Below are 14,572 nucleotides of genomic sequence, written 5' to 3'. Positions count from 1 at the left end.
GTGTCCCTGCGCGTTTTTTACGGGGTGATCTCCGGTCTGTATCCCATGGTGTATCTGAAAAAGGCGAGGATGCTGAGCTCTTCCTTCTTGTACGCATCGGGAAGTTTGCCGTATGGTTCACCTTTGTAGACGGCGGCGACCGCTTCCCGATCAAGTCTCGGATAGCCGCTGGTTTCAAGCAGTTCGACATCTTTGACCGTCCCATCCCGGTTGAACGTCATCCGGATCAGGCAGGTCCCCGCTTCACCCCGGTCTTTCGATTTAGCCGGATAGTTCCAGACCCGGTAGATGCCGGAACGCAGCCTCTGGTAAAAGGAGATCAGAAAGTCTTTTTCGGTGTCGAGCCAGACACTCTCGCCTTCTTCAACTTCTGCCCGGTACTTGGTACGGAGTTGATCATCGAGGCGCTGCACAGTCGTCTGCGGTAGCGTCATCAGTTGTGCCAGATCCGGAATCGGTACCTGCTTCCCTTTACCGGTTTCGGCTGGAGTCGGCTGCTCGGTCGGTGCCGGTTGCGGTTGCAACGGTGTGGCCGGAATCCGGTCCTCAATAAAATCCCCTTGCGGAGCCTGCTCTTTCTTGACTGCCTGGTCCGCCGGGCCGAGACGTTTTGCCGGTTCTGTCCTGCTCTGATCTTTTGTCTCCGGCAGGTCAAGTTCGCGGCTCCTGGTTGGAGTCCTGACTTCGACATAGACCGGCTTGTTGTCTTCAACTTGAGGGATGAGTTGTAAATCAGGCAGCAGAAAAATAATGCAGAGATGCAGTAAAAGCGAAAGGCTCAGAAACGCCAAAAGGATCCGGTTTTCATGGTGTCTGAAGTGCATAACATTCCGAAAATTCATTAACATAAATGTAATCAGTATATCTGATTATGGCAAGAGTGTTCCAGAAATCAGTTGATGCAAAACTGCCGGGGGAAAGACTTGACCGGTCATCAGGGTTCGGATATAAATGGGAGCTCATTCAAACCATGTTCTATTCGAACATCTTTTACTTTATAGGAGGATTATTATGCATCTGGTAGACCAGATCAAGGCGAAAGCCAGGGAGAGCCTGCAGACAGTCGTTCTGCCGGAGAGTTATGACGATCGGATGATCGAAGCCGCGGGCCGGATTGTCGGGGATGGGCTGGCGAAGGTAGTTCTGCTCGGTGATCCGTCGGCACTGCAAGCAAAAGCGCAGGAAATCGGGGTCACGCTTGACGGGGTTGACCTGATCGATCCGAAGACTGCATCGGCTCTTGGCGGCTACGTTGATGAGTTGGTGATGTTGCGCGAAAAGAAGGGGATGACCGCTGACCAGGCCCGGGAAATTCTGACCGCGGAAGATAATCTTTTTTACGGAGCGATGATGGTCCGCAAAGGCGATGCCGGCGGTATGGTTGCCGGTGCTGACAATACGACCGGCGATGTTTTGCGGGCCGCTTTTCAGGTGATCGGCACCGCCCCGGGGATCAAGACGGTTTCGTCCGTATTCCTGATGGTGACTAATAATACCGACTTCGGCGAGAACGGCGTCCTCTGCTTTGCCGATTGCGCAGTTAATCCGAACCCGGATGCCCAGGCGTTGGCTGAAATTGCGATCAGTACAGCCGCCAGCTGCAAGAGCTTCCTCGGAGTCGAGGCCCGGGTTGCAATGTTGTCGTTCTCGACCAAGGGTAGCGCCAGCCATCCCGATGCCGACAAGGTTCTCGAAGCTTTGAAGATTGCCCAGGAAGCGGCCCCGGAGTTGCAGATAGACGGTGAACTTCAGGCAGATGCCGCACTGTTGCCGAAGGTCGGTGAGAAAAAGGCCCCGGGCTCGCCGGTTGCCGGCAAGGCAAATACCATCATTTTTCCCGATCTTGATGCCGGCAACATCGGCTACAAGCTGGTCGAGCGGGTTGCCGGCGCCGAGGCGGTCGGTCCGATCGTCCAGGGGCTGGCCAAGCCGGTCAATGACCTGTCACGTGGCTGTTCGGTCGATGATATCGTTTCGGTATCGGCGATTACCGCGGTGCAGGCGCAAGGCTAGAGGGTTTGACATGTTGTATTGAAAAGGGTCAGGCAACAGCCTGACCCTTTTCAATACCATCAATTGGAAGCAGGAAATTATTCTTTGACAAAATCCTTCCTGCTGAAACTGTACTCGAAATTCATGTGATCGGTATAGGTGTTTTCGAGGATCGCCACAACGTCCTCGGTGAAGACCAGTTCCTCATCGGTCGGAATAACGAAAACCTTGACCGGTGAGTCGGGAGTCGTGATCTCGGTTTCTACCTTTCGGGTCATCGTCCTGGTGTTAACTTCCTTGTCGAGAATAATACCGATATGCTCGAGGTTTTCGAGAGCTTTCTCACGGATGTCCGCTCCCATTTCGCCGACACCGGCAGTAAAGACGACGGCATCAAGCCGGCCCAGGGCGGCACAGTAGGAGCCGATGTATTTCTTGAGCCGATAGGCTTCAATCTCGAGTGCGAGCTTGCATTTTTCGTCGCCGTTTTCGATCCCCTCAAGAACGTCGCGCCGGTCAGTGTAGTGACCGGTGATCCCGAGAACACCCGACTTCTTGTTGAGAACCGAGTCGATCTCTTTCGGCGACAATTCCTCTTTCTCCATGATGAAGGCCGGTATCGCCGGGTCGATATCGCCGCAGCGCGTCCCCATGACAGCCCCTTCAAGTGGAGTCAGGCCCATTGAAGTGTCGACCGAGATACCATTCTTGATAGCGCAGTGCGAAACGCCGTTGCCGATATGCATGGTAATAATATTGCAGTCCTTTGGCTCTTTGCCGAGCAGAACCGAAGCCCGTTTAGACACATAGAGATGACTGGTCCCGTGAAAACCGTAACGGCGAACGCTGTGTTTTTCATACCACTCGTACGGCAGCGGGTAGATATAGGCATGTTCCGGCATAGTCTGATGGAAAGCCGTATCAAAAATTGCGATATGCGGCACGTTCGGCAGGTTAGCCTGCGCCGCTTCAATCCCCGAGATGTTGGGCGGGTTGTGCAGCGGTGCCAGATGCTGAACTTCCTTGATCGCGTTGAGAACTTCATTGTCGATCATAACCGAGCGGGCAAACTTCTCGCCACCATGCACGACCCTGTGGCCAACCGCAGAGATTTCATCCATACTGCTGACGACCCCGGTCTCATTTGCGGCGAGGGTTTTTAATATCAGGTGAATGGCGACTTCATGGTCGGGACATTCATATTCTTCGCGATAGGTATCACGACCCGGCACCTCGTGAATGATGAATGAATCACCGATCGTGACCCGCTCAACCATCCCCTTGGCAATGATCTCTTTTTTCTCCCAGTCAAAAAGCTGGTATTTGACCGAAGAACTTCCGCAATTCAATGCAAGAATATCCATAATAACAACCTCCTCCAGTGCTAGATTCCTATCAGTATGAAAAATAAACAGTGTTTTAAAGAAGGAATAAGATATATGAAGAGTATCGATTTAGCAAGGTTTTTCCGGTTATGTTGTTTGCTGTGGACAGAGATTCATAAGTAGGTTAAACTTTGTTCCGATTTACAGATTCCAAGGAATTAATTTTAGGTAAAGGAGGTGATTTCGTTGGCTCATACTATCAATGATGAGTGCATCAACTGTGGTGCCTGCCTGCCGACCTGTCCGGTTGACGCGATCAGTGAAGGCGAGGAAAAGCACGTTATCGATGCCGGGCTCTGCACTGATTGTGCCGCTTGTGTCGATTCCTGTCCGGTCGATGCTATCGAAGGACCCTGATCCAGGTTTGTGTTGTCGGGCGGGGTATTTGAATCGTCCGGCGCTTTCTGCAACAGAAAAAAGGCCACGCAAAAGCGTGGCCTTTTTGTTTGATTTCAGGCCGGCCTACTCGTCCGAACCGGGAGCCGATTCAGCGACTTCAACATTGAACTCGGCCAGGTTGTCCGGCAGTTTTCCGAATACGATAACGTATGGGAGTTCCACGCCCGGGGATACATCGAGATTTGACAGGGAATCACCAAACTGATTGTCGAGCCGTTCTGCTATGGTGTCGATGTCCAGTGTTTGCAACTCCTCATCCGACAGAATATTGCCGCAATAGACCTTCTTGCGCATCGTTGGCTTGCCTGACTGACCGTAAAGAATACCCCTGACTGCGATTGCTGACCGGGTCTCCTTGAATTCGTTCTTGACTGATCCCTCGATGATAAAGATCGTACCGGCATTGATGTTTTCAATAAAGCGGCCGCTCATCCCGAGGATTGAAATTTGCCCAACCGGGCCTTTTTTGATCTTCCCGCCGGTCAACTCGGCATAGATTTCCTTATAGGGCTGAAGGTGAACCGTCTTGTGGTCCATGTTGGTGAATTCTGTCGGATCGCCCTTCCAGTATCCTTTCCAGTAGAGGATGCCGGCATGACCACCTGCCAGTAGAAGAATGAAGAGGATAAAGAACAGAAAACCCCGCATTGCACCGCTTTTCTTCTTTTTCTTTTTACGGGATTTCTTGGCCCCGGTCCTTTTTTGCGGGCCTTTTGCCGATAAAGGCTTTTCAGCGTCTTCAGCGACCAAAGAGCTTGGTTCCGGTTCGGGAGGCGATGCCTGGGGCGCGGGCGATTCCTCATTGTTTTCAAGGGCGACACTACTGAAGTCCATGTCGCCATCGCCGCTGCTGTCGGCATCTCCGAAGTCGAAGTCATCATTGCCGCCGCTGCTTTCACCCGAGTTGCCATCCCAGTCGAAGTCAGGCGCCGCATCCACCGAAGCGGCTGGCGAACCACCTGCGTCATCGTCAAACGAAAACTCGTCCTGTGCACCTGCGCCGACCGGTTCGTCAAAACCGAAGTCATCATCGGCCGAATCGGAATCGGATGATGGTGAATCAAAACCGAAATCTTCGTCGGAAGACTCGGCAGAGGGCTCATCGAAGCCGAAATCAACGGAACTTGAATCGCTGTTGTCGTTGTCGTCAAAAGAGATATTACCGGTCTCGGTCGATGTGTCATCACCAAACGAGAAATCGTCACTGCTCCCTTCATCCTCCTGGTCTTCGGCGGCGTCATCGCCACCCATATCGCTCCAGTCGATACCGCCTTCGTCTTCTGAAGAGCTCTCTTCTGCACCGCTTTCACTGTCGGAATTGAGATCACTCCAGTCGGTGCCCGGACTTTCAGCTGAATCATCTCCGCCGGATAAGTCGAGAGAACTTTCTTCTTCCGCCGCTGCTTCTTCTTCCGGGGGCGTAACGGTGAAGACTTCCTTGCACTTCGAACAGCGTACTTTTACGCCGCCCGGTTTAATTTTGTCGTCCGCAAGTTTGAAACGGGTATCACAAGACGAACATTGTATGACCATCTCAGGTTCTCCTCGGTAACGGATCAGGCGTTTTCGACCAGATAAATTTCATTGAGGTTGCGGTACTTTTCATCAAAATCGAGGCCATAGCCGACTATAAATCCGTCATCCATAGCAAGGCCGACATAGTCGGCTTCAAATTCGACTTCGCGCCGACTCCTCTTGTCGATCAGGGTGCAAACCTTCAGGACTTTGGGCTCCCGCAGCGAAAGCCGGTGGTAGAGTGTTTCAATCGTGTGGCCGCTATCTATGATGTCCTCGATAATAATGACATTTCTGTTTTTCAAGGGCATTTCGAGGTCTTTACGAATCTCGACAAGACCTGAAGATCGAGTATCCGAGCCATAACTGGCGAGTCGTACAAAATCGATCGATGCCGGAATTGAGACCTCGCGAATCAGATCGGAAACAAATAAAAACGAGCCCTTCAGGACACTGACCATCAACACTTCTTCGTCACGAAAGTCCTCACTGATTTCCTGTGCCAGCCGAGAAACTTCTTTGGCGATTGCATCTTTGGAGTAAAGCAGCTTCAGCTGGGGGGGTGTCATATTTGTCTCGAACCTTTCAAATGCTGATTATTAAACCGGTATTCTATATCAAGTAATGCGTTTTGTGTCAATTTTTCATAGTTGGAAGAGCTGTTTGCTTGCTGATGACTTGATGTTGTATTATGGTTGAATTGTTGATTCATTTCGGCGAGCCCGATTTTCTGTCTGCTGGAGAAAACTATGTGTCATAAGTTCACCTGCCTGTTAATGGTATTGTTCCTTTCAATAGCTTTAATATCAACTGTCAGTGCAACTCCGGTTTTGCATGCCGAACAGTCAACCTACGATTTTGGCGAAGTTTTTCAGGGAGACAAGGTGGTCCATACCTTTTCTTTTGCAAATGCGGGTGATGAACCGCTTTTGATTGATCGGGTCAAGAGTTCCTGTGGGTGTACGGCGGCTCTGCTTTCGTCGAAAAAACTTGCGCCCGGCGAAACCGGTACGATCAAGGCGACTTTTGATTCGTCGCGTTTTCGCGGTCGCGTCCAAAAGGTGATCTATCTTTACGGCAATTTGCCAAACAAGACTTCCGGCAGATTTATGCTGCAGGGGGAGGTCAAACCGCTGGTTGGATATTCGCCTCTGACACTGGAATTCGGTTCCGTGAAGGTCGGCCAGGAAAAGAAATTACCTTTGGTTCTGACCAACGCTACGAATAATTCACTCAAAATTGAAAACATCCGCGCTAACAATATTGCCCTCGGTGCGACCACCGGGGCGAAGAATCTGCCGCCGGGAGAGGATGTTTCTTTTGAAGCCTATGCCAGGCCTAATGAAGAGACCAGGCATCTGAATGGGTATCTTTTGATACGAACCGATGACAAGAGCCTCGGCGAAATAAGGGTCCCGGTGCGCGGACTTGTCGAGCGCTAGATTATCAATTAGTATTGATATTCGTTTTTTGACGGGAGTTCTGGTCAGGAGGGATCCCCCGTTTGGATAAATGAAGAGTTTTTCACGCGTGCGTCTTTGCTTGATCGAGGAGGTGTAATGGACGATCGTACTGTGTTGCCATCCCAGCGTCGGCGGTTTCTGCTGGTTATGCTGACCGGCGTCGGCGGGGTTCTTGCTGCGGCCGCCGGTTGGCCGATTTTCAGATTTTTGTCACCCGAGAATCAATCCGGAAGCGGCGGTAAAATCAAGATTGCCAGGGAGACCGTGGCCGTCGGAACTGCCCATTTCTTTGATTATCGTGGCAAGCCGGCCGTTCTGCTCCAACCCGAGCCGGGTCGATTTGTCGCCATGAGTGCCGTTTGCACCCATCTCGGCTGTATCGTCAAGTGGATTGCTGAGGATAATCATTTCCTTTGCCCCTGCCATGGCGGCAAGTTTTCACCGGCCGGTGATGTTGTTGCCGGACCGCCGCCGTCGGCTCTCGAAAACTTCCCGGTTGCCCTCGAAGGCGACCAGGTTCTGGTCGGATAGGGGGAGTTATGAAAATTTTTGATATGGTTATCGACTGGGTTGATGTCCGGCTCGGAGTCCGTGAGATCTGGCGTGAAAATACGACCGGATATCTTGTCCCGGGCAATATCAACAAGTGGTACTCCCTCGGCACTGTTTTGCTGGTGCTGTTCGGCCTTCAGTTCCTGACCGGAATCCTCTTGCTGATTTACTATGTCCCGCACGTCGACAAGGCGTTCGCCAGTGTCGAAACTATTGTTAATGAGGTCCCTTACGGCTGGCTGATCCGTAATCTTCACGCCGTCGGCTCAAACCTGATCGTTGTCGTGCTGCTTCTGCACATGCTGTCGGTTCTGTTCATGGGGTCTTATAAAAAACCACGCGAACTGACCTGGCTCTCCGGTTTCGTTATTTTCAATATTGCCCTGGTCCTCTGCCTGACCGGCTACCTTCTGCCCTGGAGCCAGCTCTCCTTCTGGGCAACGACCGTCGCTACCGATGCCGCCGGAGCGGTGCCGATCATCGGCGATAAACTGGTTGAGTTCGCCCGCGGCGGACCATCGGTCGGAGCGCAAACCCTGGGGCGGTTCTTTGCCCTGCATGTCGTGGTCCTCCCTCTGGGTCTGCTCGGGCTGATTGGATTTCATCTCTTCTGCGTCCGGAAAATCGGGATATCAACGCCGCCTTTCGGCGAAAAGGCTCGGCCGGCAAAAGTTGGTACCGAATTCAAGCACGAGAAGCACGAAGATGGTATTCCATTCTTCCCGCATTACACCACCGAAGAGATGGCGATGGTCTGTTTCTTTCTGGCGGCGTTGGTTGCGGTCACCTTCTATGCCCCACAGTTGTTTATTCCCCCTGATGCCCTGGAACCTGCCGATCCGTTCAATACGCCGGAGCATATCAAGCCGGAATGGTATTTCCTCTGGGCCTATCAAACCTTGAAGATTTTCCCGAGCAAGTTCCTCGGGCTGGCTGTGCAGGGCGGACTCATGACATTTCTGGCGCTGTTGCCCTTCCTTGACCGGGGTGAGGAGCGACGACCGGCCAAACGACCGGTTTTTGTTACGGTCTATGTCCTGATGCTTGTCGTGATGATCGCAATCTCAGTTTGGGGGCATTACTCATGAAAATTAAATGTATGCGGATTGTAAAAATCGGGTTGGTTTTCGGTCTGTTGTTTTTACCGACCGTGCTTTTTGCTGCTGAAAATGAACCTGTCTGTACTCAGTGTCATGCCGGCCAGCCGGGCCACCTCGGAGAGCCTGTCGGCCTTTGGCAGACAAGTGTTCATCATGAAAACGGCATCTCCTGTCACGATTGTCATGGTGGTGATCCGACCGATTTCGCCATGGCGATGAGCCCGGAACGTGGTTTTATCGGCGTTCCGGAAAAACAGGATATTCCTGCTTTTTGCGGGCGATGCCATGTCGGAATCAAGGAAGATTACATGAAAAGTGCCCATGGCCAGGCCTTGGGCTCCGGTGGGCCGCAATGCGTTACCTGTCACAACAGCCATGCGATCGTGCGGGCTTCGCTTGATCTGATCAATCCCGAATCGTGCAGTCGTTGTCACGAGTATGGGCGAGCCGCCGAGATCCGGGGGGCGCTTGAGGCAACGGATAATCGCATTGCCGACCTCGAGTCGGAACTGAAAAGTTTACACAATGACGGATTCTCAACCGATGAAATGGAGGGGGCGCTCTTCTCCCTGCGTAACGATTATCATCGTATCTTTCACAGTGTTGATGTCGATCAGGTCGTCAGTCAGACCAAAAGCTTCCAGGAACGACTGGATGAAATTTCAGCGCGGGCGCAATCAAATCAGGATGATCTCGGTCAGAGAAAGGTTTTCGGCGGCATAGTCATTGTTTTGCTGATTGTCGGCGGTGTTCTTCTGTTGATGCTGAAGCGGACCTTTGAGGAGGAGGAATAGGGCGGCTGCGCCACCAGTCTTATCGCCCAAGATAGCAGTTGCAATAGGTCGGCAGTTATTGTATAAATCCACCTTCGTGCGCGATTAGCTCAGCTGGATAGAGCGCTGCCCTCCGGAGGCAGAGGTCGCAGGTTCGAATCCTGCATCGCGTGCCAATAATATCAAAGGGTTACGGTTTTTTACCGTAACCCTTTTTCTTTGTCATCATTTAAGGTTTCTCTGCCCTTGTTCATTTCTTTATGAGGCTGACAGCAAACAACAGGACTACGGCTCCGCAAGTCGCAGTGATTATAGCTCCGACCAAACCTCGCATCGAGATATTGAGCAGATCAAACAGATAACGACCGATGGCTGCTCCCACGATGCCGATGATGACATTAACCGGCAGTCCGAACCCTCGTTTTTTCATCAGCACTCCGGCCAACCAACCTGCGATAGCGCCAACGATCAATAGTATGACCAATTGTTCGATATTCATGTTGCCATCCTTCCTGATATGTTAAATGAAAAACATTGATCAGCTGCAAGCTTATCAGAATAAAGCCAGATGTCCGATTCGAACAGAATAAAAAAGGGGATTATGTTAGTTGATTTAACGCAAAAATGTAGATAAGGGCTCCAACCGTCAAAAAAAATCGGTGTCGACGAGACCACAATAGGCAAGGTCCGTCGTCTGAGGTGCGAAGACTGTGCGAGGATCGGCAGCAGGCAACATTGATTGATGTGGTCAGGGGAATACGGTTTTTGCAGTAATCCTTTTTCTTTTTTTATTTACTTCTCAGGACCAAATGGTTTGAAGAGAATGATCAGCTGCGGCAGCAGGGTCAGGGCAGCGACCAGCGCGATGAGCATGGCCAGACCGGTTAACAGCCCAAAATAAATGGTCGGGATGAAGCTCGACAAAATCAATATTGAAAAGCCGATAATGATGGTTGCCGAGGTGTAGTACATGGCAAAGCCGATGCTGCTGTGGGCCCGGTGCATACTCTCGAGATACCGTCCGGTCTGGCTGAATTCCTTCCTGAACCGATGAATGTAGTGAATCGTATCGTCGACGGCGATGCCGACACTGATCGCCGCAATCGTGATGGTCATCAGGTCGAGCGGCATCTTGACCCACCCCATGAATCCGAGAACGACTGCCACTGAGAGCAGGTTGGGGGTGATGGCGATCAGGGCAATCTTGATAGACCGGAACAGCAGGAGGAACATGCCCATCAGCGCCAGCATGACGGCCCCCAGGGTTTTGATCTGCGAGTCGAACAGGCTCTGCAGCAGGTTGTCGTAGAGAATCAGCAGGCTGCCGAGGGCAAAGCGATCCGGTTCCAGGTCGAGCTCGTTCTCCAGCCCTGTGCGGATACGCTGAATCAATTCGTGACGACGCAGATCCGGCTGTGAGTCGCGAACCCTGACGGCGAAGCGGACCTGGTCATCTTCAACCGAAACGTAGGGGCTCAGGATGATCTTGCGGAACTTCTCCGGCAGTTCGTTGTAGATCAGGGCGAGCATGAAATTGTCGAGAGGCTTGCCGTCGTTCAGCTTTCTGCCGACCTTGAGCATAGTCGCGAGCGAGAGGACCTTGCCGGTCTCAGGGATACTGTCGAGATAGTCGTGTACCCGTTCGACCTCGGCCATTCGCTTGGCGGTAAACCAGTATTGAGCCTGGTCTTTGGCGGCCTCGAATTCGTCTTCAAAGGCATCGAATTCGGCAAACTCGTCATTTTCGCTCTCCGCCGGCGCTTGCTCGTCCGGCGTGCCAGCATCGGAATCAAAGTTGAGGACGATATCGAGGGGGGTGGTTCCGCCGAGTTTCTGATCGATCACCTTCATGCCCTGGAAGATTTCCGTACTCTCCTTGAAGTAGCTGATAAAGCTGTTTTCGACCTGCAGGCGCGCTGCTCCGACGATGCAGAACAGTCCGACGATGAAGCTGACCAGAATGATCTTGCGGCCGTGGCGCTCCGTGAATTGCGCCAGATGCCTGGTCAGCATGAAGCGTGTCTCGAACGAAGTGTCGGGGTCGACTTTCGGCATCAGCATCATGACTGACGGGAAGATCAGGAAGGTCAGAACCAGGGAGACAGCAACACCGATTGTCATCATCCAGCCAAAGTTGATGACTGGAAGAATGTCACTGAGGACGAGTGAGCTGAAACCGGCCATGGTGGTCAGGATGGCATAAAAACAGGGGGTCGCCATACTCATGACAGCTTGCAGCACGAGCTGCTTTTGATCCTCTTCCGGCTGCTCGAGCGCCAGCTCGCGGTAGCGCACGATCAGGTGGATCGTCACGGCCATGGTGATAATCAGCTGAATCGAAATAAAGTTTGATGAAATGACTGTAACTTCCCAGCCGAAGATGCCAAGAAAGCCGCTGGTGACGATCACCGAAAAAAGACAGGTTAATACCGGCAGGATGAGCCAGCGGAGTTGTCGAAAGATGATCCACAGCATGACAACGAGAAAGACCAGGACCCCGGCGCCGAAATATTTCAGGTCGTTTTTAACAAAAGTCACCATATCGTCGGCGATCATCGAGACGCCACCGAGGAAAATATCGGCCTGATCACGATATTTTTCAAGGATGTCCCGGACCTGCACGATATTCCGGTGTTCGGTGTCGCGAACCTGCTCGCGATGCTTCTTGAATTCTTCTTCGAGGCGCTGCAAATTCACCCGGTCGGCCGGGGTGAGCGAGCCGTCTGCTTCCTTGTTGCGCAAGACATTCCGTTTACGAACAAATTCCTGCCACTGATCGTCAACCCGAAGGTTGGCCAGCAGTGCCGTGGTTTTGAAGTCGGGGCTGACCAGGTTGTTGCTGTAGATCGGACTTGTCGTCAACTCCTTTTTTGCCAGGTTTTTATCAATGTCGGGTGATTCGAGGGTCGGGATGTCGTTGATCACTTCGTTGATCGGCCTGGGCGGGCTTTCGAGGAGCGGCACATCGAGGATGGTGGTGACCGATTCGATGAGGTCGAGCTGAAGAAGGTCCTTTTTCAGCTCCCTGATCTGCTGCAGGGTCTCATCAGCCAACAGTTCGCCATTGTGCGGCGAATAGGTGACGATGTGAAAACTCGGAGTCTGGTAGCGATTGTTGATTTCCCTGGTCAGCTTGAGGTCTTTGTCGCCCTGCAGCAGCAGGGTTTCGGAGGATGCATCAATCTGCAGCCTGGTCGCAAAGAATGCAAAAAATATAATGGTCAGCGTGACCAGGACGAAAACCGATCGCGGGTGTTGCAGTACGTAGGCCTGGTAGAATTTTTCCAGCATCTATTTTATTTCTAGCCGTTGTCGGTTTCGATTTTCATGCTGCCGGCCTGACGCAGCTTCTTCAGCAGGTCTTCAACCGACTGGTTTTCAAGGATGCCGGCAAATTGAGAGCGGTATGTTTGAACGATGCTGACACCCATGATTTCAACATCATAGACCAGCCATTGACCGCCTCTTGATTTGTAAAACTTGTAAAGCATTTCGATCTTGTTGCTGTCCGAGACAAGGCGGGTGAGAACATGGATCCGTGTTTTCACAGATTCAGCCTCTTCAACGATGACCTCTTCGTCGTTATAAAGATCGAGCTTTTCAAGGTAGGACTCTTCGAGCCGTTTGACAAAAAGGTCGTTGAACTCAGCCCTTTGCGCTTTATTCATCCGCAACCAGTTTGTTTTTCCCATGCTCAGTTTGGCCATCTGACTGAAATCGAAAAGAGGTTTGATCGCCTTTATGACCAGGCTGTTCCGGGTCTCCTTATCGATCGCCTGGTCTCTCAGGTGATTAATAACAGTGTTTATTCTTTCGCTGGCCATTTTTCTGACGGCATCAGCTTCATTAGCCGCCACGGGCGTCACCAGCATCAAAATCATAATAAATGAGCTAATTAAAAGGCGCATGATATTAATCCTCTATTTCCCTGATCCGGTTTTGTTCATAAACGTCGCGCATAAATGGATAAAAATCAACAGCATCTTTTTTCAGGTTTTCATATTCACCAAGATGCAAAGAAACATAATTGACCTGGTTCAATGCTGCGGCTCCGAATCGATGCGCCGGTTTTTCGATATAGCTGACCGGATTGAGCAGCCAGTCAGCCGGTAGGGCAAGCGTGTCGCGCAGATTCGACGGACCGAAAAATGGTAGTACGAGATGTGGTCCGGAGCCGAGGCCCCAACTGCCGAGCGTTTGCCCGAAGTCTTCATCCCGGGATTCAAGGCCAAGCCAGCTCTCGGCCGGATCGAATATGCCGCCGATGCCGATGGTTGAATTGACAGCAAAGCGGCCGGTCTCAACGCCGGCATCTTTCAGTTTGAACTGGAGTAGGTTGTTGATAAAACGTTGCGGAAATAAAATGTTGGTAAAAATATTATTGACGCTGACCCGGACCATTTTCGGGATGATATATTGATAACCTTTCGCGACCGGCCGGAGAAGCCACGAGTAAAATTTATCGTTAAAGGTTGTCATGGCACGATTGTAGCCGGCAAAAGGGTCATAAACCGCAACCCGACCGTCATCGTTGAATTCGTCTTCAAACTCTGCAAATCCACCGAATCCGTCATCCGGGTTTGCAGTGGCTGTGCCGACGTTTTTATTGGTTTTTTCGTCGTTTGTCTTGTCAGGCTGCTCCTTCTGCACTTGAGCAATGGTGTTGCCGTCCTGAATCAGCACTTTCTGCTGACTGCTTTTTTGTGGCAGGGAGGGGGTGCAGCCGGTCGCCATCAATGCCGCCATGAACAGCACCATGGCGAAACCGTGAACGTATTTTCCCGGTCCGGTCTTTGGCGCATGACCTGCTTTGATATCAATAGGTCGATGCCGATCTGTTTCGTGTTTTTTTGCAATAATCATTGAAAAAAAATTCGGATTCCGGGGGGTGGTGTTGCGGCCGGCTCTCATCTTGTATTTGCCCGAGACCTTGTCAGAAGATCATACTGCCGAAATATCTTTATAATTCTGCGGCAGAAACCGATTATTTGCCCCATTAAAGTGATTGATAACGAGTTGATTATATAAAATGCCCCGACGTTTTTCTATCAGTAAATTCATCGACCCGGATCGATAAGGAAGGTCGTGCATGCTGCCGGTCAGGTAGCTGCCAGGTTTTTGTTTAATTTTTTCTGAAATTAATGTACATTAATATCTCAGTGCGAATCTGGAAAGGGGCACCCGATGACCTGTGAAAACCACGAAAAATGCGGATTTTTTGAAAAGCACGGTGATTTTGATCTCGCCATTTTTCCGATGCTGGTCAATATCTATTGTCGTGGGCCGCTTCAGGATCAGTGCTTGCGTAAGCAGTATCTCGATGAGACCGGAAATTTTCCGAATGACGATATCGCTCCGACCGGGCTGAATTTCGCAAATCTTTAACCCGTCGG

Annotated in this window: 15 protein-coding genes and 1 tRNA gene; 8 read left to right on the top strand and 8 right to left on the bottom strand. The window is 51.4% G+C overall.

Features of this window, described 5'->3' with window-relative positions; genetic code table 11:
- Positions 1-17: 17 nt before the first annotated feature.
- Positions 18-848 carry a hypothetical protein gene (locus tag C0623_11575; GenBank protein ID PLX98642.1) on the bottom strand — a complete coding sequence of 277 codons (831 nt, stop codon included), beginning with the start codon at positions 846-848 and terminating at the stop codon, positions 18-20.
- A 163-nt stretch (positions 849-1,011) separates the two neighbouring features.
- On the opposite strand from C0623_11575, the gene pta reads away from it, so the two are divergent.
- A complete protein-coding gene (gene pta / locus C0623_11570; protein PLX98641.1) occupies positions 1,012-2,013 on the top strand; it encodes a phosphate acetyltransferase in 1,002 nt (333 codons plus the stop codon).
- Positions 2,014-2,090: 77 nt separating this feature from the next.
- Here the strand turns inward: pta and C0623_11565 are convergent, their stop codons facing one another.
- A complete protein-coding gene (locus C0623_11565; GenBank protein ID PLX98640.1) occupies positions 2,091-3,356 on the bottom strand; it encodes a propionate kinase in 1,266 nt (421 codons plus the stop codon).
- Between the two features lie 207 nt (positions 3,357-3,563).
- Between C0623_11565 and C0623_11560 the strand changes: the two genes are divergently transcribed.
- Positions 3,564-3,734: a ferredoxin gene (locus C0623_11560; GenBank protein ID PLX98639.1), complete on the top strand. Its 171-nt coding sequence runs from the start codon at positions 3,564-3,566 to the stop codon at positions 3,732-3,734.
- Between the two features lie 105 nt (positions 3,735-3,839).
- Here the strand turns inward: C0623_11560 and C0623_11555 are convergent, their stop codons facing one another.
- Both C0623_11555 and hpt read right to left on the bottom strand, forming a co-directional pair.
- A complete protein-coding gene (locus C0623_11555; GenBank protein ID PLX98722.1) occupies positions 3,840-5,309 on the bottom strand; it encodes a hypothetical protein in 1,470 nt (489 codons plus the stop codon).
- A 23-nt stretch (positions 5,310-5,332) separates the two neighbouring features.
- Complete coding sequence (gene hpt / locus C0623_11550; protein PLX98638.1) at positions 5,333-5,860, bottom strand: hypoxanthine phosphoribosyltransferase; 528 nt, start codon at positions 5,858-5,860, stop codon at positions 5,333-5,335.
- Positions 5,861-6,040: 180 nt separating this feature from the next.
- Between hpt and C0623_11545 the strand changes: the two genes are divergently transcribed.
- From C0623_11545 to C0623_11525, 5 genes are all read left to right on the top strand, one after another.
- Positions 6,041-6,733: a hypothetical protein gene (locus tag C0623_11545; GenBank protein PLX98637.1), complete on the top strand. Its 693-nt coding sequence runs from the start codon at positions 6,041-6,043 to the stop codon at positions 6,731-6,733.
- A gap of 117 nt (positions 6,734-6,850) precedes the next feature.
- On the top strand, positions 6,851-7,285 hold the full coding sequence (locus C0623_11540; protein ID PLX98636.1) for a cytochrome B6: 435 nt from the start codon (positions 6,851-6,853) through the stop codon (positions 7,283-7,285).
- A gap of 8 nt (positions 7,286-7,293) precedes the next feature.
- Entirely contained in the window at positions 7,294-8,394 is a 1,101-nt protein-coding gene (locus tag C0623_11535) for a cytochrome B6 (GenBank protein ID PLX98635.1), read from the top strand.
- The gene (locus C0623_11530) at positions 8,391-9,200 is read left to right on the top strand and encodes a cytochrome C (GenBank protein ID PLX98634.1); all 810 of its coding nucleotides are present in this window, start codon (positions 8,391-8,393) and stop codon (positions 9,198-9,200) included. The genes C0623_11535 and C0623_11530 overlap by 4 nt, the downstream gene beginning before the upstream one ends.
- 78 nt (positions 9,201-9,278) lie before the next feature.
- Positions 9,279-9,355 (top strand) — tRNA-Arg (locus C0623_11525).
- Between the two features lie 74 nt (positions 9,356-9,429).
- Here the strand turns inward: C0623_11525 and C0623_11520 are convergent.
- The 4 genes from C0623_11520 to C0623_11505 all read right to left on the bottom strand — a co-directional run bounded on the left by C0623_11520 (position 9,430) and on the right by C0623_11505 (position 14,090).
- A complete protein-coding gene (locus tag C0623_11520; GenBank protein PLX98633.1) occupies positions 9,430-9,678 on the bottom strand; it encodes a GlsB/YeaQ/YmgE family stress response membrane protein in 249 nt (82 codons plus the stop codon).
- 293 nt (positions 9,679-9,971) lie between these two features.
- Positions 9,972-12,470, bottom strand: coding sequence for a hypothetical protein (locus tag C0623_11515; GenBank protein ID PLX98632.1), 2,499 nt, complete (start codon positions 12,468-12,470; stop codon positions 9,972-9,974).
- 11 nt (positions 12,471-12,481) lie between these two features.
- Positions 12,482-13,087: a hypothetical protein gene (locus C0623_11510; GenBank protein PLX98631.1), complete on the bottom strand. Its 606-nt coding sequence runs from the start codon at positions 13,085-13,087 to the stop codon at positions 12,482-12,484.
- Positions 13,088-13,091: 4 nt separating this feature from the next.
- The gene (locus C0623_11505; GenBank protein ID PLX98630.1) at positions 13,092-14,090 is read right to left on the bottom strand and encodes a hypothetical protein; all 999 of its coding nucleotides are present in this window, start codon (positions 14,088-14,090) and stop codon (positions 13,092-13,094) included.
- 273 nt (positions 14,091-14,363) lie between these two features.
- Between C0623_11505 and C0623_11500 the strand changes: the two genes are divergently transcribed.
- A complete protein-coding gene (locus tag C0623_11500) occupies positions 14,364-14,564 on the top strand; it encodes a hypothetical protein (GenBank protein PLX98629.1) in 201 nt (66 codons plus the stop codon).
- The last annotated feature ends 8 nt before the right edge of the window (positions 14,565-14,572 follow it).

The organism is Desulfuromonas sp. (assembly GCA_002869615.1).
Taxonomy (GTDB): domain Bacteria; phylum Desulfobacterota; class Desulfuromonadia; order Desulfuromonadales; family UBA2294; genus BM707.
Note: the sequence above shows the minus strand (reverse complement) of the source record. Positions and strands in the feature narration are given on the sequence as shown.